The sequence below is a fragment of the Pectobacterium fontis genome (genome assembly GCF_000803215.1).
Lineage (GTDB): Bacteria > Pseudomonadota > Gammaproteobacteria > Enterobacterales > Enterobacteriaceae > Pectobacterium > Pectobacterium fontis.
Genome location: NZ_JSXC01000015.1, coordinates 1 through 23365 on the forward strand (window position 1 = coordinate 1; position 23365 = coordinate 23365).

General features: G+C 52.6%; 19 protein-coding genes and 1 pseudogene. 8 read left to right on the top strand and 12 right to left on the bottom strand.

The annotated features are described in order from the left end of the window. Positions 1–199: 199 nt before the first annotated feature. The 7 genes from aroB to pilM all read right to left on the bottom strand — a co-directional run bounded on the left by aroB (position 200) and on the right by pilM (position 5952). Entirely contained in the window at positions 200–1285 is a 1086-nt protein-coding gene (gene aroB / locus OI69_RS05190; RefSeq protein ID WP_039346929.1) for a 3-dehydroquinate synthase, read from the bottom strand. 51 nt (positions 1286–1336) lie between these two features. Then, a complete protein-coding gene (gene aroK / locus OI69_RS05195) occupies positions 1337–1858 on the bottom strand; it encodes a shikimate kinase AroK (RefSeq protein ID WP_005969451.1) in 522 nt (173 codons plus the stop codon). A gap of 349 nt (positions 1859–2207) precedes the next feature. Then, positions 2208–3485 carry a DNA uptake porin HofQ gene (gene hofQ, locus OI69_RS05200; protein WP_080752609.1) on the bottom strand — a complete coding sequence of 426 codons (1278 nt, stop codon included), beginning with the start codon at positions 3483–3485 and terminating at the stop codon, positions 2208–2210. A gap of 92 nt (positions 3486–3577) precedes the next feature. Then, complete coding sequence (locus OI69_RS05205; RefSeq protein ID WP_039346931.1) at positions 3578–3955, bottom strand: HofP DNA utilization family protein; 378 nt, start codon at positions 3953–3955, stop codon at positions 3578–3580. Next, on the bottom strand, positions 3952–4536 hold the full coding sequence (locus OI69_RS05210; protein WP_039346934.1) for a hypothetical protein: 585 nt from the start codon (positions 4534–4536) through the stop codon (positions 3952–3954). Before OI69_RS05210 ends, OI69_RS05205 begins: the two co-directional genes overlap by 4 nt. Continuing rightward, entirely contained in the window at positions 4529–5098 is a 570-nt protein-coding gene (locus OI69_RS05215; protein WP_039346936.1) for a PilN domain-containing protein, read from the bottom strand. The genes OI69_RS05210 and OI69_RS05215 overlap by 8 nt, the downstream gene beginning before the upstream one ends. A gap of 2 nt (positions 5099–5100) precedes the next feature. Continuing rightward, on the bottom strand, positions 5101–5952 hold the full coding sequence (pilM, locus tag OI69_RS05220; protein WP_039346938.1) for a type IV pilus biogenesis protein PilM: 852 nt from the start codon (positions 5950–5952) through the stop codon (positions 5101–5103). A gap of 111 nt (positions 5953–6063) precedes the next feature. Between pilM and mrcA the strand changes: the two genes are divergently transcribed. After that, positions 6064–8619 carry a peptidoglycan glycosyltransferase/peptidoglycan DD-transpeptidase MrcA gene (gene mrcA, locus OI69_RS05225; RefSeq protein ID WP_039346939.1) on the top strand — a complete coding sequence of 852 codons (2556 nt, stop codon included), beginning with the start codon at positions 6064–6066 and terminating at the stop codon, positions 8617–8619. Between the two features lie 85 nt (positions 8620–8704). Here mrcA and nudE read toward each other — a convergent pair whose 3' ends face one another. Beyond that, positions 8705–9262, bottom strand: coding sequence for an ADP compounds hydrolase NudE (nudE, locus tag OI69_RS05230; RefSeq protein WP_039346940.1), 558 nt, complete (start codon positions 9260–9262; stop codon positions 8705–8707). Positions 9263–9699: 437 nt separating this feature from the next. On the opposite strand from nudE, the gene OI69_RS05235 reads away from it, so the two are divergent. The 5 genes from OI69_RS05235 to pckA all read left to right on the top strand — a co-directional run bounded on the left by OI69_RS05235 (position 9700) and on the right by pckA (position 15966). Continuing rightward, complete coding sequence (locus OI69_RS05235; RefSeq protein WP_039346941.1) at positions 9700–11850, top strand: intracellular growth attenuator family protein; 2151 nt, start codon at positions 9700–9702, stop codon at positions 11848–11850. 132 nt (positions 11851–11982) lie between these two features. Continuing rightward, positions 11983–12669, top strand: coding sequence for a GMP/IMP nucleotidase (gene yrfG, locus OI69_RS05240; protein ID WP_039346943.1), 687 nt, complete (start codon positions 11983–11985; stop codon positions 12667–12669). Positions 12670–12786: 117 nt separating this feature from the next. Then, the gene (gene hslR, locus OI69_RS05245) at positions 12787–13197 is read left to right on the top strand and encodes a ribosome-associated heat shock protein Hsp15 (protein WP_039346945.1); all 411 of its coding nucleotides are present in this window, start codon (positions 12787–12789) and stop codon (positions 13195–13197) included. Between the two features lie 81 nt (positions 13198–13278). Then, positions 13279–14148, top strand: coding sequence for an Hsp33 family molecular chaperone HslO (gene hslO, locus OI69_RS05250; protein WP_039346947.1), 870 nt, complete (start codon positions 13279–13281; stop codon positions 14146–14148). Positions 14149–14346: 198 nt separating this feature from the next. Further along, entirely contained in the window at positions 14347–15966 is a 1620-nt protein-coding gene (gene pckA / locus OI69_RS05255) for a phosphoenolpyruvate carboxykinase (ATP) (RefSeq protein WP_039346949.1), read from the top strand. A gap of 388 nt (positions 15967–16354) precedes the next feature. Here the strand turns inward: pckA and envZ are convergent, their stop codons facing one another. The 4 genes and pseudogenes from envZ to greB all read right to left on the bottom strand — a co-directional run bounded on the left by envZ (position 16355) and on the right by greB (position 19426). Further along, positions 16355–17713 carry a two-component system sensor histidine kinase EnvZ gene (envZ, locus tag OI69_RS05260; RefSeq protein ID WP_039346951.1) on the bottom strand — a complete coding sequence of 453 codons (1359 nt, stop codon included), beginning with the start codon at positions 17711–17713 and terminating at the stop codon, positions 16355–16357. Next, entirely contained in the window at positions 17710–18429 is a 720-nt protein-coding gene (ompR, locus tag OI69_RS05265) for an osmolarity response regulator transcription factor OmpR (protein WP_005969424.1), read from the bottom strand. The genes envZ and ompR overlap by 4 nt, the downstream gene beginning before the upstream one ends. A gap of 221 nt (positions 18430–18650) precedes the next feature. Beyond that, positions 18651–18956, bottom strand: a pseudogene (locus OI69_RS05270) (ABC transporter substrate-binding protein); the annotation flags it as partial. Then, positions 18950–19426 carry a transcription elongation factor GreB gene (gene greB / locus OI69_RS05275; protein WP_039346955.1) on the bottom strand — a complete coding sequence of 159 codons (477 nt, stop codon included), beginning with the start codon at positions 19424–19426 and terminating at the stop codon, positions 18950–18952. The pseudogene OI69_RS05270 and the gene greB, both read right to left, overlap by 7 nt. Positions 19427–19599: 173 nt before the next feature. On the opposite strand from greB, the gene OI69_RS05280 reads away from it, so the two are divergent. Together OI69_RS05280 and OI69_RS05285 are read left to right on the top strand one after the other, a co-directional pair. Next, a complete protein-coding gene (locus tag OI69_RS05280; protein ID WP_039346956.1) occupies positions 19600–21315 on the top strand; it encodes a lysophospholipid acyltransferase family protein in 1716 nt (571 codons plus the stop codon). Positions 21316–21599: 284 nt separating this feature from the next. Next, positions 21600–23267 carry a methyl-accepting chemotaxis protein gene (locus OI69_RS05285; protein ID WP_039347047.1) on the top strand — a complete coding sequence of 556 codons (1668 nt, stop codon included), beginning with the start codon at positions 21600–21602 and terminating at the stop codon, positions 23265–23267. Positions 23268–23365 lie beyond the last annotated feature (98 nt).

Below are 23365 nucleotides of genomic sequence, written 5' to 3' on the forward strand. Positions count from 1 at the left end.
GCTTCAGCTCATCTTCCGGCTTGAACTCATCCATTTAACATCTCCCCACTAAAAAACGTGGATTCGCCGCGTACTCGACAAAGCGAATCATTGAATCGTAACGCATTGTATTTTATTAACCATAACCCATCAGGGCTTTTCTGTCGTTAATACTTATTTGCATAACGGGTCGTCTTTCATCACCCGATAGCATTACGCATCAGGCAAGGCAATCTGCTATTGAGGCCAACACCATGTCATGCGCTACGCCGCCACGGACTTCCGATTGACCAATTGCCGTTGGCAGCACCAGACGTAGCTCACCCGCCAGCACTTTCTTGTCACGCATCATGTGAGGAAGATAGGATTCAGGCGTCATTTGCGTCGGGCCGTTTACTGGCAGACCTGCACGAATCAGAAGAGACGTGACGCGTTCGACGTCCACAGCGGAAAACTGTCCGAGGCGACGAGCCGTATGCGCAGCCATCACCATACCTGCCGCAACGGCTTCGCCGTGAAGCCAGTTACCGTAGCCCATTTCCGCTTCAATGGCATGCCCATAAGTATGGCCCAAATTGAGCAACGCACGCATGCCGCTTTCACGTTCATCTGCTGCGACCACTGCCGCTTTGATTTCACAGCAGCGCCGAATGCAGTAAGCCAGTGCGTCATGCTGTAGATCACGCACTGCTTCAATGTTTTCTTCGAGCCAAACAAAGAATTCGCGATCCAGAATAATGCCGTACTTGATGACTTCTGCCAGCCCGGATGACAACTCCCGTGCAGGTAGAGACTTCAAGCAGTCCAGATCGATCACAACCGATACGGGCTGATAGAACGCCCCGATCATGTTTTTACCCAACGGGTGATTGACGGCGGTTTTACCACCAACGGAAGAATCAACCTGCGATAACAGCGTTGTCGGCACCTGAATGAATCGGACACCACGCTGATAACTGGCTGCGGCAAAACCGGCTAAATCGCCGATGACACCACCACCCAAGGCGACAATCGTCGTATCACGACCATGCGGCTTCGCTAGCAGTGCGGTAAAAACCTGATCCAAAACGGCCAGCGATTTATACTGCTCACCATCAGGTAAAATGACCTGATCGACATGAACACCATTGTTTTCCAACACGCCACGAACACGGTCAAGATACAGAGGAGCCAACGTCTGGTTCGTCACCAGCATGGCCTGCTCCCCCGCTTTCAACGGCATAAAAGAAGCCGAATCATCAAATAATCCGGCGGCTATCGTAATGGGATAACTACGTTCCCCGAGTGTTACGGTAATTCTTTCCATGCTCGCTAAACAACCCGTTCAGGATCCGCTCAACGCGGATAAGGTATGCGCTTAGTTACTTTCCAGCATATTGATAATCTGGTTAGCAACAACCTTGGCACTTTGCTCGTCAGTCCGAATGGTCACATCAGCGATTTCTTCATAAAGCGGGTTCCGCTCTTTCGCCAACGCTTCCAATACTTCACGTGGAGGGGTTTCAACCTGAAGTAACGGACGCTTCTTGTCACGCTGCGTGCGAGCCAGTTGTTTCTCGATTGTCGTTTCCAAATAAACGACAACGCCGCGCGCGGAAAGACGATTGCGCGTCTCGCGTGATTTGACTGAACCACCGCCTGTCGCCAGCACGATGCCTTGCTTTTCCGTCAATTCATTAATGACTTTCTCTTCACGATCGCGGAAGCCTTCTTCGCCTTCCACATCGAATACCCAGCCCACATCAGCCCCAGTGCGGCGCTCAATTTCTTGATCGGAGTCGAAAAACTCCATATTGAGTTGCTGAGCTAACTGACGGCCAATAGTGCTTTTGCCGGCACCCATAGGCCCAACCAGAAAGATATTGCGTTTCTCTGCCATGTTTTTTGGTATTACTAAGACAATTCGTTAATGATAACCCGCCCCGCCAATCAACCCAGCGGCGGGACCTAAACTGAAACCTCATGAGCGATAGTGCGAGAATCAGACAAAAAATTATCTCAAGACTCAGGGTAGTTTGGCAACCGAATAAAATGTCACACCGACCACAGAGGGCCAATGTAGTATGTTTTCTCGACATTTTCGGTGGAACAACACTCCAGTGCTCAATTCGCTAACCCTTGTAAGCTAAATCCGCCGCAGCGTCAAACGCATAAGCATCGAACGTGACAAAATATTGCTCCTAATTCAAAAAAACCACCGTGTGACACCAGCACGAACCTACGTTTATTCAGGACGACGATGCGGATATCAGCGTCGGCGTAATGAAAATGACCAATTCTCGCCGCGTATGCTGCTGAGTATGGTTTCTAAACAGATGACCGAATACGGGAACCTCGCCTAATATTGGCACCTGCCTGTCGCTGTTCTTTTTTTGCTGTTGGAAAATGCCACCGAGTACGATGGTTTCGCCATCAGCGACCGTAACCTGAGTTTGAATTTCCTGTTTATCGATCGCTAACGCTTCACCATTGTCACCCTGCTTAATTGTCTGCCCCGGCATGTTTTGACTGATTTTCAGGTTTAACGTAATCCGTTCGGCACGCAGAATATCCGGCGTGACTTCCATTCCAAGTACCGCTTCTTTAAATTCGATAGACGTCGATCCACTGGCACCACTAGAGACCTGATACGGAATTTCCGTGCCTTGTTTAATACTGGCAGTCTGCTGGTGTGCGGTAAATAAACGGGGACTGGCAATAATCTCGACCTGGTTTTCCTGCTCCAACGCCATTAATTCCAGATCCAGCAGGCGGCCATTCAACCGGGCCAGATGAAACCCGGCATTTATCGCTGGCGCTTCCACAGGCAGGCCGATATTCACATTATTCAGCCTGAGCGCATTATTCGCCACGTCCCCTTCTCCCAATCCCCAGTTAACGCCTAGCGATTGTAAGTGCTCACTACTAATAGTGACAATATGTGCCGCCAGTTGCACCTGCGCTAACGGCAGATCGAGCTCTTTCACCCACGGTTCAATCTGCGCTAGCGCGTCTTCCGTATCGCGGATTAATAACGTATTGGTCCGTTTATCCACAGTTACGCTGCCACGCGCAGAGAGCAATGTCCCACGTTGAGCCTGAACGCTGGCCGCTACGTCCGTCGCATCGGCATACTGCAAAGCAACCGAAACATTGTGCAGAGGCAGTTTCTGCACCTGTTCTGCCATACGTTCGTCACGTTCTTTCTGCAAGGATTCAAGGTGCTCGGTTGGAAAAACCAGTAGCACATTGCCATTGCGCTCTACGCTGAGCTTTCCCATACGTAAGACGATATCTAACGCCTGTTGCCAGGGAACGTCTGCCAGCCTTACGCTAAGATTCCCCGCCACCCCAGGCGCGATCACCACATTAAGTTGCTGATGATCGGCTAACGCCTGTAGCACCCGAGAAATCGGTGAATCTTCAAACGCCATCGAGACCGTACTTTCCGCAGTGGCCTGATACGGCGCAGTGAAAAAAAGTAGCCCGCACCACATCACCACCCTGCATAACATCTTCATATCCATCACTTTCCTTGTTATTGAGATACGCTGTTTTCAACATTGTGTTCAATGAACAACTGCCCAAAAAACGGCTTTAAACCAGGTATCGCCGTCACCTATCGATCTGGCTTATTGATAAACGGAGAAGCCAGTAATAGCGCATCTGGCAGGCCGTCACAGCCCGCCTCACGCGCTGTCGGGATAAGTGTGACACCAGATTTATCCAATTGACTGACCACCCAGTTTCCTAGGGGGATCGTCTCGCCGTTTACCAGCTTTATCCATCCAACCTCGGGCTGCGTTAACCAACCCGTCCAGCGGTTATCAGAACCGATCACGCCTTTTAACTGCCACAGCGGCAACGTCGCCGCAGGCAAACAACGTGTGCTGCTCAAGGGCTGAAAAGGATCGATACGCTCTGCGGTTTTTTCTGCCTGCACGCGATGTGACACAAGCAACAGCATCAAGACGATACGGAGCATGATATGACTCATAGCACGGCCTCCGGCTCGATCAGTACGAGTTCCACCTGGAGCCGTGTTCGCGATGGCGGCTCGGCTGGAGCGGTGTCAGGCTTTACGCTTAACTGTGCAAGTCGCAGCACATAAGGTAACGTCGTCAGTTCACGCAGCACCTGCAATACGCCGGGGTAATCCGCGCTAAACGTTAATTGCCAACGTTCCTGATGAGGAGAAGCCAGATTTCGCGCAGTCGGCTGCAAGGACAACAGGGAAGCGCTTGCCCGTGACAGAGGTTCGACGATAAGTTGTGCCAGTCTGTCTGGCTGAAAGGGGGGATGCAGCGCCGTTTTCTCCGCTAATTGTGTGCGTAGCACCGACAGTAGCGGCATCGCATCAAGTTTTTGTTGGCTTTCCTGTATCCCCAGACGCGCCTGAACGGTTTGCTCTTCTATCCCCGTCACGGAGCGACGAACGTCACTAATAAGCAACCAATCAGATAGCAGCCCAACCGCAACGACAAACGCCAATTGAAGCGCCAGTTGCTGCCAGAGTGGCTGATTAATGAGTCTCGGCCGATTCAGCACAACATTAATCATCGCTGTTTGATTAATCATGGCCTTCATCCCGTAAGGAAACGCGGGTGTCACGCCAGTTTGCCTGAAAAGAAAAGCGCAGCGCAGTCTGCACGCCGCGCTCTCGGGACGTATTGAGCAATTGTACGCTTTCGACTGAAACATGGCGCGCTAACTTATTCTGTAACACAATGATATCTTGATAATTTTCACTCACACCTGAAAGCAGCAGATACGAGCCGCGGTCGGCGATTTCCGTCAACCACAGACGATCAGGCATCAAACCAGCAAGCGGTTCTAACAAATGGAGACTACGACGATTTTCATGCTGAATTACTGCTTCGGCACGCTCCTGTTCCAGATAGCGACGGAGTGTTTCCCGCGCCTGATGCGTTTGCTGATACAATTCCGTCAGTTGCTGTTGCTGGGCCAGCACTACATTGAGTTCATCTTGCGCGCGTTGCTGTCTGTGCTGCCAAAACAGATAGCTCGCGGCGATAAGGCATAGCATCAACCCCGCCTGTAGCCACAGCAGCCCTAACCAACGACGTGCCCGCTGACGCATTTGGGTTGTACGCCACGGTAAAAGGTTAACCAGCAGCATAGTCAGACATCCTCAGGACGTAGTGCCAGCCCACCGGCAATAGCAAAAGCAGAAGGGAACACTGGCAGCGGCGGCTGCATGTGGCTAAACACCGTTAACGGCGACCACGGCAGTAATCGGTCAGCCCGCTGGCTAAGTAAATCGGGTGAGACACCAGAGCAATAAGCGATGTTATCAACACTCTGATGATAGCGAGCGCTCACATTTGACAAGATATCAGCCTCACCATTCAGCTCATCAAGGTGTATCACGCCCGAGTGGAAAGCGTGGTTCAACGGGGAGGCCCACAGCCATCCATCCAACAGGCGATGCAGAAACAGACGGTTAGCCTCAAGCCCTGCCCGCTGCGCCATGGTCCGAAGTGCACAGGTTGAAACATCAAGAACATCAGGGTGTAACCCCGCGTTATTGAGGCAAGTCAGCCAATTATCGACCTCCTGCCTGCGTGCGGCCGTCACCAGCAGCGAACCCTGTCTTTGCGGATCTTCCCGATAGTCTATCGCCAGTGATTCGCTACCGATCGGCAGCTTACGCGCCGCCATCGTTTCAATGTAGAGACGACGTTCCGGCTCCCGTAAACGCGGATCAGGCATCGGTAACTGCTGCTGCAAAATCAGTTGAGCCGGAAATCCTACCCGTAGTGAAATGCGCGCAGGCAGTAAACGACGCCATATTCGCAAGGTCTCACAAAGTACTTCAACATGGTGTAGACTACCCGTGCGCAACGTATCGTCTGGTATTGGACATTGCCACCAGTGACGAAGTTGCCAGCCAGAGCGGCGATGCTGAACCGCCAGCGCGCGCATGAAGCCGTTTTGTATATCTAATCCAACCTGCCAGATGTGATAAGCCATGTTCAACCCGATTTCCTTATCCAATAAACATATCCACAATGCTGGCTTACCTTTATACTAGCGCTCAGTTGTTTATAAACTATCCAAACGCTACTGAATGGAAAATCCCAGGTGAAGTTCGTAAAGTATCTATTCATCCTTGCAGTCTCTTGCATTCTGCTGGGAGCTGCCTCGATATATGGTTTGTACCGCTATATCGAACCCCAACTGCCCGATGTCGCCACGCTGAAAGACGTTCGGCTGCAAACGCCCATGCAGGTTTACAGCGCCGATGGCGAACTGATTGCTCAGTTTGGTGAAAAACGCCGTATCCCACTCAAATTGGATCAGATTCCCCCTGAGTTGGTACATGCTTTTATCGCGACCGAAGATAGCCGCTTCTATGATCACCACGGTGTCGATCCCGTCGGGATCATCCGCGCAGCGTCTATTGCCCTCACATCGGGTCATGCTTCCCAAGGGGCGAGTACCATTACGCAACAGCTCGCCAGGAACTTCTTCCTGAGCCCGGAGCGCACCCTGATTCGTAAGATCAAGGAAGTGTTTTTGGCGATCCGTATTGAGCAATTGCTAACCAAAGATGAAATCCTTGAGCTTTATCTGAACAAGATTTACCTCGGTTATCGCGCCTATGGCGTTGGCGCGTCGGCACAGGTGTACTTTGGCCGCCCCGTTGATCAATTGACGCTGAGCGAAATGGCGATGATCGCCGGTCTGCCGAAGGCACCATCAACGTTCAACCCACTCTACTCCTATGACCGCGCCGTTGCCCGCCGCAACGTAGTGCTTGCGCGGATGAAGGATGAAAACTACATCACCCAGTCGCAGTACGATGTGGCACGCAATGAAAAACTGGTTGCGAATTACCATGCGCCAGAAATTTCATTCTCCGCTCCGTATGTCGCAGAAATGGCGCGGCAGGAGATGGTCAAACGCTACGGCGAAGATGCTTATAACGATGGTTACAAGGTCTACACGACCGTCACCAAAAAATTGCAAACTGCCGCGCAGGATGCATTGCGTAATAACATTCTCGCCTACGACATGCGTCACGGTTATCGTGGCCCGAGCAAAGTGCTGTGGAAGGTGGGTGAAAGCGCCTGGGATCAGGCGAAGATGATTGCCGCCCTGAAAGCCCTGCCGATCTACGGCCCGCTTTATCCGGCTATCGTCACCAGCACAACGGCAGACAACGCGATTGCGATCCTGTCTGACGGCAGCAATATTGCCCTGCCAATGGCAGGTATGCGCTGGGCACGAGCATACCGCTCCGATACGCAACAAGGGCCAACGCCGAAACGCGTCACGGATGTGGTACAGGCAGGGCAACAGGTTTGGGTGCGTAAAGTGAACGATGGCTGGTGGCTGGCACAGGTGCCGGATGTCAACTCCGCGATTGTCTCACTTAACCCGAAAAACGGTGCAATAGAAGCGTTGGTTGGGGGGTTTGACTTTAACCAAAGCAAATTCAACCGTGCAACGCAGGCACTGCGTCAGATTGGTTCCAACATCAAACCTTTCCTGTACACCGCCGCGATGGACAAAGGGTTAACGCTGGCAACGATCCTGAACGATGTCCCGATCACCCGTTGGGATGCGGGTGCAGGATCTGACTGGCGGCCAAAAAACTCACCAGCAACCTATGATGGCCCGATCCGTTTGCGTCAAGGGCTGGGTCAGTCCAAAAACGTCGTGATGGTACGTGCGATGCGTGCGATGGGCGTGGATTATGCGGCGGATTACCTGCAACGCTTCGGTTTCCCGGCGCAGAATATCGTCCACACCGAATCGCTGGCGCTGGGTGCCGCCTCATTTACGCCGCTACAGGTGGTGCGTGGTTATGCCGTTATGGCAAACGGCGGCTATCTGGTCGATCCCTATCTGATTAGCAAAATAGAGAGCGAAGCCGGTGGTACGGTCTTTACTGCCACACCGAAAGTTGTCTGTGATAACTGTAACCTGCCGTTGGTTTATGGTGAAACGCCACGCTCTTCGGTGTTAGCAACCACTAACGTTGAAGACGTTGCCACATCAAACGAAGCGCCGCCGCCAGGTCTGCCACAGCCAGAACTAGAGCCTGTCACACCAGAAGCGGCACAGCAGAATACTGCACAGCCTTACGCCCCGCATGTCATCAGCACACCCTTGGCGTTCCTGATTAAAGACGCGCTGAACAGTAACGTCTTTGGTGAACCGGGCTGGATGGGAACGGGCTGGCGCGCAGGTCGTGAATTGAAACGTCGTGATATCGGCGGAAAGACCGGGACAACGAACAGTTCCAAAGACGCCTGGTTCTCCGGTTATGGCCCCAATCTGGTGACTTCAGTCTGGATCGGCTTCGACGATCACCGCCGCGATCTGGGGGCCAGCAGCGCATCTGGCGTCATCAAAGATCAGATCTCCGGCTATGAAGGCGGGGCGAAATCCGCGCAGCCCGCCTGGGATGATTTTATGAAAGCCGCACTGGATGGCGTACCGGAACAGCCCCTCACACCACCGCCAGGCGTCGTCAGCGTGGTCATTGACCGCAGCAGCGGCAAGCTGTCCAGCGGTGGCGGAAACAGCCGTTCCGAATACTTCATTGACGGTACGCAGCCGAAAGAATATGAAGTTCACGAAGTCGGCACCACGCTGATGGATAACGGACAAAGCGAAGAGCTTTTCTAGTCTGCACGATAGTGTCAGGTAGCCCAAAGAAGGTGCAAGAAACGGCACCTTCTTTCTTTTGTTGATGATTTCGGTGGGTTAAAACTTAGCGAGGTGTGCGACGGAGCCAGTCATGGGCCAGAAATAGAGCACTGACATTACGTGCCTCACGGAAATCAGGCTCTTGCAGCAGGGACATCATGTCGTCTACCGGCCAGCGCACTTGCGGCAAAGGCTCCGGCTCATCGCCTGCCAGACTCTGCGGGTACAGCCCGCGCGCCACCATAATATTCATCTGGCTGGAAAAATAGGAAGGTGCCATGGTTAACGTCGCCAGCAATTCCAGCTTTTCCGCTCCAAAACCCACTTCTTCCATCAGTTCGCGGTTAGCGGCTTCAAAGACCGTTTCACCGGGATCGATCAGCCCTTTCGGGAAGCCCAATTCATATTCCTCGATACCGACGGCATATTCACGGATCAACAACAGTTCATCATCAATAATCGGGACAACCATCACCGCCTGCCGACCGCTTGAACGCATCCGTTCATAAACCCGGCGCACCCCGTTACTAAATTCAAGAGCGACGGATTCCACATTGAACAAGCGCGAACGCGCTATCGTTTCTACCTTGAGGATTTTAGGTTTTTGCAGGTTATGACTCATTGATGCCCCCAGAGCGTTACGACCAGAACGGCACCTTAGCCCAACGCACATAAGCGATTACGTTTACCGTGACCTGAATACGGTATATCGTTGAAATAAGAAGAGATCGTAAATATTCTTTTTTTGATTCTGCCCACATTGTGCGTTAACAGTCACCTTCGCTGCAACTATCGTGGCGATGAATTTACCTGAGGGTAACATGAAGGACACAATCTGTATGAGAAATCACCACTAAAAGTCAATAACTTAAAAAATAGGATTATCCTCATTCAAGAAGTTTTTTTGGCTTGTTACTATCATCACCTTGTGCGATTAATTCCACTAAGAATTACGTTATTAATCATAAGAAAACAATACCATACGGGTTATCATCGATTGTATAATTTTGTTAAACTCCGACAAAGACAAGGAGCATTGCATTTTGGAATGGAGGCGAGATGAGCACAATATTTATCCTATTGGCGATATTGTTTGCCTGTCTGATCGTCATTGGATGTCTTGTCAGCTACCGTATGCGCCGTCGTTTCCTGCCCACTCCACCGTTACCTGTTTCACATTCTCTGCACCGTCGGCTAACCGAAGATGAACGGATCGCCGTCGAGCGTTATCTGGCTCAGGAACACAGCCAGCAGACTACGCCACTTGACATCCCTAATTCACAGCCAAAACTGCCGCGATCTCTGCAAAGTAATCGGGTTTATCCCATCACCCACACGATTACCCGCTACGGCCTGAGCAACGATGTTCAGAACAAGTGGCGCTACTTTATTGACACCCAAGAAATCCATCTTCCCCCCAGTTGGGAAGCGTTTATTACCGAAAACAACACGGTCGAACTGATTAAAACACGCTCGATCCCACTGGTTATTTCTCTGAACGGGCACTCACTCATAGAATGCCTCGATGATGATCGTCCACTGACTCCGCTACCACCAGAGGCGCTCGTCCCCAATGCATCAATCCGTCAGGAAGGCAGTGAACATGCAGAGCTAGTCACCATCCGTAAGGAAACGCGTGAAGAGCACACGATACACCATGCCAGAGGATTGAAAGAAACGGCCGTGCTCTGCCTGTCTTTTCTGCTCCTGTTCATCAGTCTGAATAGCCCTGTCGCCTTACTTCCCTGGCTGATTGGCACGGCGTCGCTATTAGCAGGTTGGAGCCTGTGGCAGCTTTTCCGATCGCCGTCGACTCAGGAACTGAGAGATGTGCATTGCCTGCACGGTACGCCGCAAGGCTTAGGTCTATTTGGCGAATCCAACCAGGGGCCGCTCGGCAATATTTCACTCGGTAATATTGATCTTATTTACCCGCCACACTGGCAGCCCTATATCACACAGGATTTAGGGCGCAAAACGGATGTGGATATCTACCTCAATCGGCAGGTGATCCGTCAGGGTGAACACCTTTCGCTGCACGATGAAGTGAAAAATTTTCCGCTACAGCGCTGGGGCAGGAATCTACTGCTGGCGGCAGGTTCATTACTCAGCCTGATTTTACTTGTCACTAACGTGCAGCTTGAACTACCGCTAAAACTCAGTCTGGCCTGGCTTCAGGGGGCACAACGTATTCAGGTCACACAGGTCAGCGACCTGGAAAACGCTCAACTCGGCATTGGTGACAAGCTGACTGTTCGCGGTAGCGGCATGTGCTATGTGCCCGCAGGGATTCGCCCAGTATCCGCACCATCATCCTACGCTTTCAGCCCTTTCGATTGTTCTGCCATTTACTGGAACAAAGCTGCGCCGTTGCCATTGCCGGAATCCGAGACCATTGAGAAAGCCTCGGCCCTGCTTAAATCGGTTAATAGCCAACTCCATTCTCAGACAGACAAAGAAGGTGAGACCAACTCTCAACTCGCATCCAGCATCCAGAAGTCAGGGCTGATTCTGATGAAGAATTTCGCTGATGTCGTTCTAAGAACACAAGAATTGTGTAAGCAGGAAAACGATTGCTCACGCTTAAAAAATGCGCTGGTGAATTTGAGTGACGTAAAAAACTGGAATACGCTGGTAAAAGATGCGAACTCCGGCGCATTAAAAGGCATGAATGTGGTGCTACCCGCGACCAGTGCAGAAACGCTGGAGTCATTAGTCAACCATTCCACCGATCAATTTTTCCATCAGGAAATCAATAACGCCGCAGACTCACTGAACAGCCCACCGCCTGGCGGGTTCCTGATTCGCAGCGACGAAGGTCGGCAATTCGTCAGCCACCCGCTCCCCCTGATGCCACTTAATGAATACAATCCGTCGGATCAATGGCAGGAACTCCAACGGCTTTCCGCCATGCTATTGCATACGCCGTTTAACGCCACTGGCGTTATCACACAGCTCAGCACCGATGCCAACGGCACGCAGCACATCAGCCTGCACAGCGAACCCGATGTCATTACCATTTGGCGCTATCTCGGCAGTTGCCTGCTGTTACTGCTCTTTTCTGCAACGTTTATGGTTAATACCATTCTGGCTGGCATTAAAATGCGTAAAAGCCAGAAGCGGATTACCGATATTCAGCGTTATTACGCCTTCCGGTTCAACATGATGACGGAGTCGTTCGCGAATAGCCGTCCTCAGCTCCCTCGCTAACCGCATCGTGCCCGTTCTGTGGTTATGTTAACCTAACGGGCTTGGTTTCCCGTTACTATTGGTTTGTCACTATTGTACTGCGCGCCTCCGGCTTCATCATCCTTATGGTACGGCGCAACATCTGGAGTTGTTATGCATCCCTACGTTAACTGGCACGACATCGATACTGTGATACTGGATATGGATGGCACGCTGCTCGATCTGGCGTTTGACAGCTATTTCTGGCTACAACTGGTGCCGCAGTCGCTCAGTGAAAAACGTCGTATCAGCCTTGAACAGGCACACCAGCTTATCGCACAGGAGTATCAGGCCGTGCAGCATACGCTAAACTGGTACTGTTTCGATTACTGGTCAGAGCGTCTGGATCTGGATATCTATCAAATGACGACGGATATCGGCACGCGTGCCCGCTTGCGCGAGGACACCACGCCATTTTTGGTGGCGCTGCGCGAATGCGGCAAAGAGACGATTCTGCTGACCAATGCCCATCCGCACAGTCTGGCGGTAAAAATCGAACACACGGGGCTGGATCAGCACCTTGATTTATTACTTTCCACCCATACTTATGGGTATCCGAAAGAAAATCAGCGCTTGTGGCAGGCCGTACAGCAACAAACCGGTTTCGATCCTGCCAGAACGCTATTCGTGGATGACAGCGAGCCGATTCTGGATGCGGCGAAAACCTTCGGCATACAGTACTGTCTGGGGGTACGTAATCCCGATTCCAGCCAGCAGGAAAAGGTGTTCCTGCAACATCCGTCAATGAACGACTATCTTGCGCTGCTGCCCGCCTTACGTCACTCCGTTAACGCCGGATAATGCAGTGGCCTCAGGGGAAAACACGGCAATGAGGTTGCCACAAGGATGCCTCGCGCCGTGGTCGTCCCCAGTATCTCGATCCTTACACGATCGGCATTAGGGTAATCAGGAGGATTGATGGCGAAAACGACCGAGCAGGCTGACGAGGCCGTTCGTCTGGATAAGTGGCTCTGGGCCGCCCGTTTCTACAAAACCCGGGCCATCGCCCGTGAAATGATCGACGGCGGCAAAGTGCACTATAACGGGCAACGCGGTAAGCCTAGCAAACAGGTTGAACTGCATGCTGAGATTAAACTGCGTCAGGGAAATGATGAACGTACCGTGATCGTTTTGGCGGTCAGCGGCCAGCGCAGAAGTGCGACAGAGGCGCAGGCGCTGTATCAGGAAACGACGGCAAGCATCGAGAAACGAGAAAAGCTGACACTGGCGCGGAAGCTCAATGCGCTAACGATGCCACACCCCGATCGCCGCCCTGATAAAAAAGAGCGACGCGATCTGATTAAATTTAAATACAGCGATCAGGAATAACGCGCCGCCCTTCAGAGAAGGCTCAGCGATCGCCGCCCCATCGCCGCACCACTCATCTTCGCACAACGACGAGAAAATATTATGGCTCACGACCAACTACATCGTTATCTGTTTGAGAATTATGCCGTTCGTGGCGAATTAGTGACAGTTAACGAGACGTATCAACGTATTCTGACGAATCACGACTACCCGTCTGCGGTACAAACGCTGCTGGGTGAAATGCTGGTGGCCACCAGCCTGCTGACGGCCACATTAAAATTCAGTGGTGATATCACCGTTCAGCTTCAGGGCGATGGCCCGCTGAAGATGGCGGTGATCAACGGCAACCACCAGCAGCAGATGCGCGGCGTTGCCCGTCTGCAAGGAGAAATCGCACCGGAGAGTTCGCTGAAAGAGATGGTCGGCAATGGCTATCTGGTCATTACGATTACGCCGACGGAAGGTGAACGCTATCAGGGCGTCGTCGGTTTAGAAGGTGAAACCGTTGCCGAATGTCTGGAGAGCTATTTCCAGCAGTCCGAACAGTTGCCGACGCGGTTGTTTATCCGTACCGGACAACACGAGGGCAATCCGGCTGCTGCTGGCATGCTGCTCCAGGTGCTGCCCGCACAGGACGCCGATCGTAATGATTTCGATCATCTGGCACAGCTCACCACGACGGTCAAAGCCGAAGAGCTATTCTCCCTGCCTGCCACCGAGGTGCTGTACCGCCTTTACCATCAGGAAGAGGTGACCGTGTATGAGCCACAGGGTGTTGAATTCCAATGTCACTGTTCGCGCGATCGTTGCGCAGATGCATTAATGACGCTGTCCGATCAGGAAATAAATGAGATGATCGAACAGGATGGCGAAATCGATATGCACTGTGATTATTGCGGTACACACTACCTGTTTAATTCGCTGGACATCCGCGCGATACGGCACGATTCATCAGGAAATCTATTGCATTAATCGTTTTAACGGGTACGAAAAGTACCCGTTTTACTTTGCTTATTTTCCCATCTGTAAACTGCCGTGATTATTTTTCAAACACGCTAAATAAGCAAAGTTATTAATGAATTTATTTAATTTTATGATTGCTATCGCGGTTAAAATAAGCTTACTCCCTACAATGTTTAGTAGTATGACAATAACTTGAGGAGTAGCAACATGCAGATCAACGGTATTACCCCACAAGCCCTGACGGCTTATGGAATCCATGATGTTCGCGAGATTGTCTACAATCCCAGCTATGAACTGCTTTTTGAAGAAGAATGCTCCCCTACCCTACAAGGCTATGAACGCGGTATCGAAACCCAGTTGGGTGCCGTCGCCGTTGATACCGGCATCTTTACTGGTCGCTCTCCGAAAGACAAATACATCGTTCGCGATGACATTACCCGCGACACCGTGTGGTGGTCCGATCAAGGCAAAGGTAAGAACGATAACCACCCACTCAGTCAGGAAACCTGGACGCACCTGAAGCAGCTCGTCACCACACAGCTTTCAGGCAAACGATTGTTCATCGTCGATGCCTTCTGCGGCGCGAATCCAGACAGTCGCCTTAGCGTGCGCTTCGTGACGGAAGTGGCCTGGCAGGCACATTTCGTCAAAAATATGTTTATCCGTCCGAGCGATGAAGAGCTGGAAGGCTTTGAGCCGGATTTCATCGTGATGAACGGCGCAAAATGTACCAACCCGAACTGGCAGGAACAGGGGCTGAACTCCGAGAACTTTGTCGCTTTCAACCTCACAGAACGTATCCAACTGATTGGCGGCACCTGGTACGGCGGTGAAATGAAGAAAGGGATGTTCTCCATTATGAACTACCTGCTGCCGCTGAAAGGCATCGCATCAATGCACTGTTCGGCAAACGTCGGAGAAAAAGGCGATGTAGCCGTCTTCTTCGGGCTGTCCGGTACGGGAAAAACCACGCTGTCCACCGATCCGAAACGCCAGTTAATTGGCGATGATGAACACGGCTGGGACGATGACGGCGTCTTCAACTTTGAAGGCGGCTGCTACGCTAAAACCATCAAGCTCTCCAAAGAGGCCGAGCCGGATATCTTTGGCGCCATCACACGCGATGCGCTGCTGGAAAACGTGACGGTGCTGGCAGACGGCAGCGTAGACTTCAACGACGGCTCCAAAACCGAGAACACCCGCGTCTCTTACCCGATTTATCACATTCAGAATATCGTAAAACCGGTATCCAAAGCGGGTCATGCGACTAAAGTGATCTTCCTGACGGCGGATGCGTTCGGTGTGCTGCCGCCCGTTTCTCGCCTGACGTCCGATCAGACGCAGTATCACTTCCTGTCTGGCTTTACGGCCAAACTGGCAGGAACCGAGCGCGGCGTGACGGAACCGACACCGACGTTCTCCGCCTGTTTCGGCGCGGCCTTCCTGATGCTGCACCCAACACAGTACGCTGAAGTGCTGGTAAAACGCATGCAAGCCGCAGGCGCACAGGCCTATCTGGTCAACACCGGCTGGAACGGGAGCGGTAAACGTATCTCGATTAAGGATACGCGCGGGATCATTGATGCCATTCTGAATGGCAGTATTGATGATGCCGAGATGCAGACGCTACCGGTCTTCGATTTGGCCATCCCAACCTCGTTGCCTGGCGTTAACCCTGACATTCTTGATCCGCGTGATACCTACGCGAGCGTCGAACAGTGGCAGGAAAAAGCCGACGATCTGGCACAACGTTTTATCACCAACTTCGATAAATACACCGATGCTCCGGCAGGTGCGGCGCTGGTGAAAGCCGGGCCGAAACGGTAAATGCATTCCCCTCCTCTGAACAGAGGAGGGGACATTTATTCCATCTATACGTTAACGACTCACCCAGCATCGGTTTTTTCTTTTCCGGCGTAAAAAATTATGCTGAGGAGATAGCAGGCTTAGGATGAGCCGCAGGACGCGGCGAAAGCTTGCGCCACGTCTGGAACGTGTCGCAAGCGGTCCGTTAAGCCTGATGGCGACGAAGGTATCGCGAAGCGGCATAATTTGCGCCGAAAGCCTGGGGGTCACGGGGCGAGCGGCGTGTGAGCCGTCCCGTGTCGGGCGCGTGCTACACGGGTAGCATGAAAATAACGGCATTATCGCGCACGAAACCCTCTCCTCATCAGCATAAAAACTGTGGCTAAGAGACAGAGGGAAGTCGGGTGGGTCATTCTTTCACTGTACTGATTTCAGGCACATATGCCTCTGCGATAAGCGGCAGATACGCACGAACACACAGCCCACCGCGTTCGCTGCTGCCGACATCCAGCACGCCGTTGTGCGCATCGATAATACGCTGCACAATCGCCAGCCCCAGTCCTGTCCCGCTGGTGGTTCGCGCACTGTCGCCACGAACGAACGGCTGAAACAGGTGCTTGAGTTGATCGGGTGCGATACCTTCGCCATCATCTTCTACCTGAAACCACACGCGCTGTAGCTCACGTCCGGTACTGACTTTTATCCAGCCGTTACCGTAACGCGCCGCATTCACCACCAAATTCAGCGCTGCCCGTTTTATCGACAGTGGGCTGATGCGCACCAGTAAGTCACCACTCGCAAAGTCGCTGTCGATCTGGCGTTCATAACCGCTCTCCGATGCCACGACTTCGCCCATAATGCCGTTCAGGTCGGCCACTTCCGTCTGCATTTCCTGACCGGTGCGCAAATAGTCGAGGAACTGCTCAATAATCGCATTACACTCTTCAATGTCCTTATTGATTGATTCCGCCAGATAGTCATCTTCCTTACCCATCATTTCAGTCGCCAGACGAATTCGCGTCAGCGGCGTACGCAGGTCATGGCTGACACCCGCCATTAACAGCGTGCGATCGTCTGCCAGCAGTTTCACACCGGAGGCCATCTGGTTAAAGGCACGGGTCACGGAACGGACTTCGGAAGCGCCATACTCACGCAGCGGCGGCGGAATAATGCCTTTACCGACCTGCAATGCCGCGTGTTCCAGCTCAACCAAGGGTCGGTTTTGTACCCGAATAAATAGCCAGGCACCGCCAATCACCAGCAACATAATCGCCAGCGTATAGCGGAAGAGCGGCGAGAAATCGCCCTGATGAATTTCAGTAAGAGGAACGCGCACCCAGATATCCGGCGACAGCCAGGTTTTCAGCCATACCACCGGCGTGTTCTTGCTGACTTCAACCCGCACATCGGTCGGGCCGCCCAGTTGCTGCGCCATCTGGTCACTTAAAAACTTGTAGTGCTGCGCCCAACGCAGGCCGCTTTCCTCCGCCGCCGCATTGGTGTACAGCGATATACCCAATTCGCGGTAAATCTCACGCCGGAACGCAGGTGGCACCTCAAGCGTGGAGCCATCTTCCAGTTGCAGACTGTCCGTCATTAGCATTCTAACTTCGTATGCCAGCACCTTATTAAACTGCTGCAAACTCGGCAAAATCGCAAAGTTGAGCACCACCAGATAGGTGGTGACCAAACTGACAAACAACAACGTGACAATCAGTAACAACGTCCGTGCAAATGAGCTGCGCGGAGAAAAGCGCCATTGCATCATGCCTTACTGCCGTCCGGTACAAACACGTAGCCAAGACCCCATACGGTCTGGATATAGCGCGGGTGCGCGGGATCTTCTTCCACCATGCGACGCAGACGAGAAATCTGAACATCGATGGAACGCTCCATCGCACTGTATTCACGGCCACGCGCCAGATTCATCAGCTTATCGCGAGACAGCGGCTCACGCGGATGGCTGACCAGCGCCTTCAGCACGGCGAATTCGCCGCTGGTTAACGGCATCGGTTCATCATCGCGGAACATTTCACGCGTGCCCAGATTCAGCTTGAATTTGCCAAACGCGATAATGGCTTCTTCCTGCGACGGCGCGCCCGGCAGTTCATTCGCCTGACGACGCAGCACCGCACGGATGCGCGCCAGCAGTTCGCGCGGATTGAAAGGTTTAGGAATATAGTCGTCTGCGCCGATTTCCAGCCCGACGATACGATCCACTTCTTCCCCTTTCGCCGTCACCATAATGATCGGCATCGGGTTACTCTGGCTGCGCAAACGACGGCAGATGGACAAGCCATCTTCGCCCGGCAGCATCAAGTCCAGCACCATCAGGTGAAAGGATTCACGGGTGAGTAAACGATCCATCTGTTCCGCATTGGCTACGCTACGTACCTGAAAACCCTGCTCGGTCAGATAACGCTCTAACAGCGCGCGCAAACGCATGTCGTCATCGACAACCAGAATTTTATAGTTTTCTTGCATTCTCTTTCTCCAAAGGCGTAATAGCGCCGACGCTGCTATTGTTCAGAAACACACGAATTACTGACAGTCGTTTCTGGTATACATTCTAGGCAAAATTGTTACAAAGCATATTAAAATTCGTGTAATCAATCATTTCCTGTGCTGTCAGTCATAAACAATCGGCGATCGATGAAGCATGCGGCGAGCAAAAAGCGCAGTTTACCAAGATGATTGCTTACTGATTATAGTAACGTTACCGCGAATAAAAGCTGGCGGAAGGTGTCATCCGCGTTGAGATCGCGGAACTGGTCGGAGTGAAACCACTTCGCCAGTTGCTGAATCGCGATGAAATCATAAGGGCCATTGTAAAACTGGTGCCAGATAGCATGGAACACACGCTGCTGTTTTGCGACGGTGTTGGTATAGGCAGGCCGTCCGAGAAACCACTCAAGCCGCTTGCGCCCTTCCGTCATGTCCTGCCCCGGCCCAATTCAGCGCCCGCCGGGTACGAAGGCTTCAACGTTGCCGCTGGTAATCACCACTATTTCACATAGTCAATCGCATTGACGAACCACTCACGCGGGCCATCTGGCGTGTTCACGGTGAACTCCTCATCGATCGTTTTTTTCAGCATGGCGCGCGCCATCGGGGAGTCGATCGAGATGTAATCTTTATTATCGCCGTAGATCTCGTCCGGGCCGACAATCCTAAAGCGCTTTGTCTCCCCCTGTTCATTTTCGATCTCAACCCAGGCGCCAAAGAAGACGCAACCATCCTGTTGCGGCGAGTAATCGACGATTTTCAATTCCGTCAGGCATTTTCTCAGGTAGCGCACACGCCTATCAATTTGGCGTAATAGGCGCTTGTTGTAGGTGTAATCCGCATTTTCTGAGCGATCCCCCAGGCTCGCAGCCCAGGAGACAATCTTGGTAATCTCCGGGCGCTTTACATTCCAGAGATGGTCATGCTCTGCCCGCAGTTTGTCATACCCTTCGCGGGTAATCAGATTGGTTTTCACGTCATTAACCCCGTTAGACCCTTAGTGCGCAAAACACACTTCACTATTCCCACATGCAAAAATCACCTGTTCATTACACAGATTGACCGTTTTGGCTAATAATCTATCAACAGACATAAATATGTCATTTCTATCCCGTACTTTTAGCCACGGAGAGCTACGGAGAACGATTTATGTTTAGCTTAGATGCCATTCTGCAAGATCTTGCCCCGCATCGCCATACACCCCCTTGGCAGAAAACGGTTCTGCGTTCTCTGCTATTCGAAAATGAAATGCAGCAATTTGCCCGGCGTTATCCACACTTGAAAGGTTTGGATCTGGTGGAACAGATTCTTGATTACTTCAACTTCAATTGTGAAATGGTCGAAGGGGATTTAGAGAATATCCCCAGCCAGGGGCCGGTGGTGCTGGTGGCTAACCACCCGATTGGTTCACTCGATGGTCTGGCATTGCTGCGTACCGTCGCCAGCGTCAGGCCCGATGTTCGCATTGTCGCCAGCCAGCTACTCGCTTATGTCGCCCCGCTCAAAAATCTGTTTTTTTCCGTCGATAATTTCAATAACCGCACCAAACGCCAGCAAATCAGCGCCATCCAGCAACATCTGGACGGCGACGGTGCCATCATCGTCTTCCCGGCAGGCGAAGTGTCTCGCGCCAGCCTACATGGGATCCGCGATGGTCACTGGCACAGCGGGTTTATTCGTATGGCAAGCAAAGCCCGCGCGCCCGTCGTCCCGATTCATATCGGCGGCCGCAATAGCGCCCTGTTCTATCTCTCCTCGATGATTTATCGCCCGCTGTCGACCCTACTGCTGGTAAGAGAGATGTTCGGTCAGCGTGGGCAGACCCTCAAGCTGCGGATCGGTGCCAGAATTCCTTATACCTCCTGGAGTCAGGGCGAGTGGAACGCCAACGATCTGGCGGCACGCTTCCGTCGCCATGTTTATCGATTAGGACAAGGGAAGCCCGGCTGCTTTTCCGGTGAAAAACCCATTGCGCTGGCCGAAGATCGCGTGCTGCTGAAGCGCGCGCTGTCAGAATGCGAAACGCTGGGCACCACGCCGGATGGCAAGGTTGTCTATCTGTATCGTCGCGGAGAAGAAGATTATGTGCCGCTGCTGCGAGAGCTTGGGCGCCTGCGCGAAATCGCCTTCCGCGCCGTGGGAGAAGGCTCCGGCCAGCGTCGCGATCTCGACAGCTACGACGATGATTATCTGCATCTAATCCTGTGGGACGAGCGCGAACTGGAGATTGTCGGCGCGTATCGCTTCGTCTCAACGGCACGCCTGATCGCCGAAAAAGGTAAAAATGGCCTCTACAGCCACAGCCTGTTCCAGTACGGCGACGAGATGGATCCGATTCTGGCGTCAGGTATTGAACTGGGGCGCAGTTTTATTCAACCCAAATACTGGGGTAAACGCGGGCTGGATTATCTCTGGTTAGGCATCGGTGCCTATCTGGCACGTTACCCAGAACATCGCTATCTGTTCGGCCCTGTCTCACTTTCCGGCACCTTGCCGCCCCATGCACGCGATTTGCTGGTGGCCTTCTACCGCCTGTATTTCACGCCCGATCAGCCGCTGGCCACCTCACGACGCCCTTATCCGGCTTCGCTGCCTGACGTGCTGAAACAGTTTGAAGGCACGAACTATCAGCAGGATCTTACGCGCCTGAAAAGCATGCTCAATAACATGGGTTGCGCGATCCCCACGCTCTACAAGCAGTATTCGGAGCTATGTGAACCGGGAGGCGTGCGCTTCATCGACTTTGGTATCGATCCCGATTTCAATAACTGTATCGATGGTCTGGTGCTGGTCGACCTGAAACAGTTGAAAGCATCCCGCTATCAGCGCTATATCGGCTCTTTTATTCGAGACAGCGCTTCTTGATTGCCTCACGCGTTAGCCTCTCTACTGGCTAACGCGCGCATTTTGTTTTTCCGATCACACATTTAATACGAAATCCCATCGACCGTAATTTACGTGATCAACCAAACACGTTCCCTGCCGATATTAAAGATATTCTTATCAATATATTTCTGCATACGGGAGCCACCAATGTATCCCGAAAATGAGAAGAGTCGTTATAATAGCTTGTCATTACTTGCATCGATTACGATAGCAATCCCCCTCCTTTATGCCTTCATAGCATGTCAAAGAAATTAAGGATGTTTATGAATATGCTGAACAGAATCAAACTCGGCAAGATGCTGGGTCTGGGATTTTCACTGGTGATCGTCATCAGCCTGATGGTGGCATTCTTCGGACGATTCCAACTGGTTGGGCTAGGTAACGACATCAATCGGCTTTCCGGCACCACGTTAGCAAATATGTTATTGATTCAGGAAGTGAAAGCCGGTTTCGACGCCAATGCCCGTCTGATCCGTAACATTGCAATCAGTACCGACCCTGTGCAAATCAAGCAGGAAAAACAGTTCGTCGATGAGCAAATCGCCCGCAACACCGCTAACCTGAAAAAACTGGGGCAGCAGTTAGATACCGAAGGAACCCGCGCACTGCTGAAGCAATTTCAGGATACCCGCCCGCCGTATCTTGCCGCTTTTCTGAAAGCGATAGAGCTGGTGCAATCCACCGATCCACAGCAGCGTTTGCAGGGTAACGCCATTATTCTCAATGAGATGCAGACGGCACAGAACGCGCTGTTCAAGGTGCTGGACGCAATGATGGCTTCACAGCAGCAGGATACCAACGAGATTGTCAGCCACGCCCAACATGATGCGCAATCCGGCAGCGTCATCATGCTAATTCTTGCGCTCTCCGCCGCAGCGATGGCCGCCGTCGTAGCCTGGCTGATTACCCGTACGCTGAAAAACCAACTGGGTGGTGAACCGATCTACGCCACCCACGTTGCCCGCAAGGTGGCCGATGGCGATCTGGCTGTCGATATTGTCATCAAACCAAACGACCACAGCAGCCTGTTAGCCACCATGCGTCACATGAGTCACAATCTGGGGAATATCGTCGAACAGGTACGAGAGTGTAGCGAAGCCATTGCTTCCGGCTCCAGCCAAATCGCCGCCGGTAGCGAGAACCTGAGCCAGCGCACGGAAGAGCAGGCCGCCAGTCTACAACAGACCGCCGCGTCGATGGAGCAGATGAGTCAGGCGATTCGTCAGAATGCGGATACCGTGCGTAATGCCACCCGGCTTGCCAGCCAAACCAGCGAAACGGCCACCAAGGGCGGCGAGGCCGTCAGCGACATGGTGATTACGATGAAGGAGATCTCCGCCAGCTCGCACAAAATCCGCGACATCATCAGCGTCATTGATGGCATCGCCTTCCAGACTAACATTCTGGCGCTGAATGCCGCGGTCGAGGCCGCACGCGCAGGTGAGCAGGGACGCGGTTTTGCCGTGGTGGCTGGAGAAGTGCGTTCACTGGCACAGCGCTCCGCCTCCGCCGCCAAAGAGATCGCCGTACTGATCAATACCAGCGTCGAAAAAGTCGAAGCGGGGAACCGTCTGGTCGAAGACACTGGCAGCACCATTGATGAGCTGGTGCGTCAGGCACGTAGCGTCGCGGATCTCATCAACGAGATCGGCACCACCACGCAGGAGCAGGAATCCGGTATTTCGCAAATTCATGACGCGGTAAACCAGCTCGATCAGGTCACCCAGCAAAACGCGACGCTGGTGGAAGAGTCAGCCAATGCGGCAACCAGCCTGCGCGAACAGTCATCCCATCTGGTCGCGCTCATGCACCATTTCCACCTGCGGGGAACGCCAGCGGCACGTCCAGCGCCAGTGGCAAAAACGGCGCCCCCCACCCGTTTAGCCCTCGCGCCCGTTGGAAACGCACAGGATAACTGGGAAAAATTCTAATACGGCCTGGCACTCACCACGATGCCATCCTTAGCATCGTGGTGATTATCACGTTAACCTTGCCATTTGGAAACTTTTTGGAAACCCACATCAGGAGC

Excerpts from the sequence above, each read along its gene's own strand:
- envZ (WP_039346951.1), bottom strand. The coding sequence starts at position 17,713 with ATGATGCAATGGCGCTTTTCTCCGCGCAGCTCATTTGCACGGACGTTG.
- OI69_RS05280 (WP_039346956.1), top strand. The coding sequence starts at position 19,600 with ATGTTTAGCTTAGATGCCATTCTGCAAGATCTTGCCCCGCATCGCCAT.
- OI69_RS05210 (WP_039346934.1), bottom strand. The coding sequence starts at position 4,536 with ATGATTAATCAAACAGCGATGATTAATGTTGTGCTGAATCGGCCGAGA.
- OI69_RS05205 (WP_039346931.1), bottom strand. The coding sequence starts at position 3,955 with ATGAGTCATATCATGCTCCGTATCGTCTTGATGCTGTTGCTTGTGTCA.
- OI69_RS05235 (WP_039346941.1), top strand. The coding sequence starts at position 9,700 with ATGAGCACAATATTTATCCTATTGGCGATATTGTTTGCCTGTCTGATC.
- OI69_RS05285 (WP_039347047.1), top strand. The coding sequence starts at position 21,600 with ATGAATATGCTGAACAGAATCAAACTCGGCAAGATGCTGGGTCTGGGA.
- pilM (WP_039346938.1), bottom strand. The coding sequence starts at position 5,952 with ATGGCTTATCACATCTGGCAGGTTGGATTAGATATACAAAACGGCTTC.
- aroB (WP_039346929.1), bottom strand. The coding sequence starts at position 1,285 with ATGGAAAGAATTACCGTAACACTCGGGGAACGTAGTTATCCCATTACG.
- hslO (WP_039346947.1), top strand. The coding sequence starts at position 13,279 with ATGGCTCACGACCAACTACATCGTTATCTGTTTGAGAATTATGCCGTT.
- ompR (WP_005969424.1), bottom strand. The coding sequence starts at position 18,429 with ATGCAAGAAAACTATAAAATTCTGGTTGTCGATGACGACATGCGTTTG.
- aroK (WP_005969451.1), bottom strand. The coding sequence starts at position 1,858 with ATGGCAGAGAAACGCAATATCTTTCTGGTTGGGCCTATGGGTGCCGGC.
- OI69_RS05215 (WP_039346936.1), bottom strand. The coding sequence starts at position 5,098 with ATGCTGCTGGTTAACCTTTTACCGTGGCGTACAACCCAAATGCGTCAG.
- hslR (WP_039346945.1), top strand. The coding sequence starts at position 12,787 with ATGGCGAAAACGACCGAGCAGGCTGACGAGGCCGTTCGTCTGGATAAG.
- yrfG (WP_039346943.1), top strand. The coding sequence starts at position 11,983 with ATGCATCCCTACGTTAACTGGCACGACATCGATACTGTGATACTGGAT.
- nudE (WP_039346940.1), bottom strand. The coding sequence starts at position 9,262 with ATGAGTCATAACCTGCAAAAACCTAAAATCCTCAAGGTAGAAACGATA.
- pckA (WP_039346949.1), top strand. The coding sequence starts at position 14,347 with ATGCAGATCAACGGTATTACCCCACAAGCCCTGACGGCTTATGGAATC.
- hofQ (WP_080752609.1), bottom strand. The coding sequence starts at position 3,485 with ATGGATATGAAGATGTTATGCAGGGTGGTGATGTGGTGCGGGCTACTT.